Below are 3,510 nucleotides of genomic sequence, written 5' to 3'. Positions count from 1 at the left end.
GGCCACTGCCCCTTGGCGGGTGGGGTGTGGGGAGGGCAGCGCCCTCCCCACGGCCGCATAGCGCAACCCCATGGCCGCCTACATCTTCCGCAGGCTTTTGCTCGTGGTGCCGACCTTGCTCGGGATCATTCTTATCAATTTTGCCGTTGTGCAGTTCGCGCCGGGCGGGCCGGTGGAGCAGATGCTCGCCGAATTGCGGGGTGAGGGGCAGACGCTCGGCCGTTTGACCGGGGAGGGGCCGGGCGAGACGCGGGCGCCGGGTGTCGGGATGGGTGGCGGCGGGGGGGATGGGCCGGTTGGCACCTATCGCGGCGCGCGGGGTCTGGACCCGGCGATCGTCGCGGAGATCGAGCGCATTTTCGGCTTCGACAAGCCGGCGCATGTGCGGTTCGGCGAGATGATGGTGGGTTATCTCACCTTCGATTTCGGCCGCAGCCTGTTTCGCGACCGGCCGGTGGTGGATCTGATCGTTGAGAAGATGCCGGTCTCGATTTCGCTCGGGCTTTGGTCGACGCTGATCATTTATCTGGTGTCGATCCCGCTTGGCATTCGCAAGGCGGTGAAGGACGGCACCCGGTTCGATATCTGGACCAGCGGCGTGGTGCTGGTGGGCTATGCGATTCCGGGCTTCCTGTTCGCCATCCTGCTGGTGGTGTTTTTCGCCGGGGGATCCTTCCTGCAATGGTTTCCGTTGCGGGGCCTGGCGAGTTCGGGCAGCGAGATGTGGCCGTTCTGGCAGCGGGCGCTGGATTATGCCTGGCACATGGCGCTGCCGACGCTGGCGCTGGTGATCGGCGGCTTTGCGGGCCTGACCATGCTGACGAAGAACGCGTTCCTCGATGAGATCGGCAAGCAGTATGTCGTCACCGCCCGGGCCAAGGGCAATTCGGAAACTCGCATCCTGTATGGCCATGTGTTCCGGAATGCGATGCTGCTGATCATCGCGGGATTTCCGGCGGCCTTCATCGGCATCCTGTTCACCGGCGCGCTGCTGGTGGAGATCGTGTTCAGCCTGGATGGGCTGGGCCTGCTGGGGTTTGAGGCGGCGATCCGGCGCGATTACCCGATCATGTTCGGCACGCTGTACATCTTCACGCTGATGGGGCTGATCCTGCAGATCATCGGCGACGTGATGTACACGGTGGTCGATCCGCGCATCGATTTCGAAGCCCGCCGATGACACCGATCACCCTACGACGCATTGCGAATTTCAAGGCGAACCGCCGCGGCTACTGGTCCATGTGGATCTTTCTCGTGCTGTTCGTGCTGACCCTGTTCGCGGAGCTGCTGGCGAATGACAAGCCGCTGGTGGCGCGGATCGACGATCGCTGGTTGTTTCCGGCCGCGGTCGGCAATTATGCCGAAAGCGATGTGCTGCCGGATGGCCTGCCCATTACGATGGATTGGCACGACCCGGAGTTGCGCGCGGAATTCGCGGAACGCGGCGGCTGGGCGATCTGGCCGCTGGTGCCCTACCGGCACAATTCGGTGGTGCGCGATGTCGGCCAGCCCTCCCCGGCGCCGCCTTCCACGCGCAACTGGCTTGGCACGGATGACCAGAGCCGGGATGTGCTGGCGCGGGTGATCTATGGTTTTCGCCTGTCCGTGCTGTTCGGCTTTTCGCTGACCATTGTCAGTTCGGTCGTCGGCATCGCGGCAGGCGCGGTGCAGGGGTATTATGGCGGCTGGGTCGATCTCGGCTTCCAGCGATTCATCGAGATCTGGTCCGGCATGCCGCAGCTTTACCTGCTGATCATCCTGGCCAGCGTGATCGAGCCGACTTTCATCACCCTGCTGGTTTTTCTGCTGCTGTTCTCCTGGATGTCGCTGACCGGCGTGGTGCGGGCGGAATTCCTGCGGGGGCGCAATCTGGATTACGTGCGGGCCGCGCGGGCGCTGGGCGTCTCCGACGTGGCGCTGATGGCGCGGCACATCCTGCCGAATGCGATGGTGGCGACGCTGACCTTCCTGCCCTTCATCCTGTCGGGGTCCGTCACCGTGCTGGCGAGCCTGGATTTCCTCGGGTTTGGCCTGCCACCCGGCTCGCCCTCGCTGGGCGAACTGGTCAATCAGGGGAAGAATAATCTGCAGGCGCCCTGGCTGGCGATGACCGGCTTCTTCGTGCTCGGCGGCATGCTGACGCTGCTGATCTTTGTGGGGGAGGCGGTGCGCGACGCCTTCGACCCGCGCAAGCTGCCGGGGGGCGGGAAATGACACAGCCCTTGCTGGATGTGCAGGATCTCACCGTCGCCTTCGGCGACAAGGCCGTGGTGCAGGGCGTGTCCTTCACCGTGCAGCGGGGGGAGACGGTGGCGCTGGTCGGCGAAAGCGGCAGCGGCAAATCCGTCACGGCGCTGTCCTGCCTCCGCCTGCTGGCGGGCGCCGGCCACAACCCGCAAGGCCGCATCACGCTGGATGGCACGGATGTGCTGACGGCGAAGGGTGAGGATCTGCGCCGGTTGCGCGGCGGCATCGCCGGCATGGTGTTCCAGGAACCGATGACCTCGCTGAACCCGCTGCACAGTGTGGGTCGCCAGGTGTCGGAGGCGGTGACGCTGCATCGGAACCTGGGCGGCGAGGCGCTGCGCCTGCGGGTGGTGGAATTGCTGACCCGCGCCGGCTTCCCCCAGGCCGAGGCGCGGCTGAACGCCTATCCGCACCAGCTTTCCGGCGGCCAGCGACAGCGGGTGATGATCGCGGTGGCGCTGGCGAATGACCCGGCGCTGCTGATCGCGGATGAACCGACGACGGCGCTCGATGTCACCATCCAGGCGCAGATCCTGGAATTGCTGGCCGACCTCAAGCGGCGCCTGAACATGGCCGTGCTGCTGATCACCCACGACCTCGCCATCGTCCGCCGCCATGCCGACCGCGTGGTGGTGATGCGCCACGGCCAGGCGGTGGAGGCCGGCACGGTGGCGGAGATCTTCGGCAATCCGCAGCACGACTACACCCGCATGCTGCTGGCGACCGAACCGCGTGGCCGGCCGAGGCCGGTAGCGGCGGATGCGAAGCTGCTGCTGCAGGGCGAACAGGTGAAGGTCCACTTCCCCATCAAGCGCGGCATCCTGCGCCGTACCGTCGGCCTGGTGAAGGCGGTGGATGGCGTGACCATCGCGATCCGGGAAGGGGAGACGGTGGGTCTCGTCGGCGAATCCGGCAGCGGCAAGACCACGCTCGGCCTGGCGCTGCTGCGGCTGGAGACCAGCGAGGGCCCGATCAGCTTTGAGGGCGCGCCGATCCAATCCCTGTCCCGCGCCGCGCTGCGGCCGCTGCGCCGGCGCATGCAGATCGTCTTCCAGGACCCCTATGGCAGCCTGTCGCCGCGCATGACGGTGGCGGAGATCGTCGGCGAAGGCCTGCGTGTGCATGAAAACCTCTCCGCCGCCGAATCGGAGAAGCGCGTCGCGGCGGCGCTGGAGGAGGTCGGGCTGGATCCCACCATGCTCGCCCGCTATCCGCATGAATTCAGCGGCGGCCAGCGCCAGCGCATCGCCATCGCGCGCGCTT

3 protein-coding genes are annotated in these 3,510 nt (G+C 66.4%); all 3 read left to right on the top strand.

Annotated elements, in window-relative coordinates:
* Positions 1–70 precede the first annotated feature (70 nt).
* Positions 71–1,180, top strand: a complete 1,110-nt coding sequence (locus Q8S40_RS10740; RefSeq protein ID WP_305670383.1) for a microcin C ABC transporter permease YejB — start codon at positions 71–73, stop codon at positions 1,178–1,180.
* Entirely contained in the window at positions 1,177–2,214 is a 1,038-nt protein-coding gene (locus Q8S40_RS10735) for an ABC transporter permease (RefSeq protein ID WP_305670382.1), read from the top strand. The genes Q8S40_RS10740 and Q8S40_RS10735 overlap by 4 nt, the downstream gene beginning before the upstream one ends.
* On the top strand, positions 2,211–3,510 hold a 1,300-nt coding region (locus Q8S40_RS10730; protein ID WP_305670381.1), incomplete at its 3' end, for an ABC transporter ATP-binding protein. The genes Q8S40_RS10735 and Q8S40_RS10730, both read left to right, overlap by 4 nt.

The organism is Falsiroseomonas sp., from assembly GCF_030695085.1.
GTDB lineage: Bacteria > Pseudomonadota > Alphaproteobacteria > Acetobacterales > Acetobacteraceae > Falsiroseomonas.
Note: the sequence above shows the minus strand (reverse complement) of the source record. Positions and strands in the feature narration are given on the sequence as shown.

Coding starts and splice junctions, on each gene's coding strand:
- Q8S40_RS10740 (WP_305670383.1), top strand. CDS start 71: ATGGCCGCCTACATCTTCCGCAGGCTTTTGCTCGTGGTGCCGACCTTG.
- Q8S40_RS10735 (WP_305670382.1), top strand. CDS start 1,177: ATGACACCGATCACCCTACGACGCATTGCGAATTTCAAGGCGAACCGC.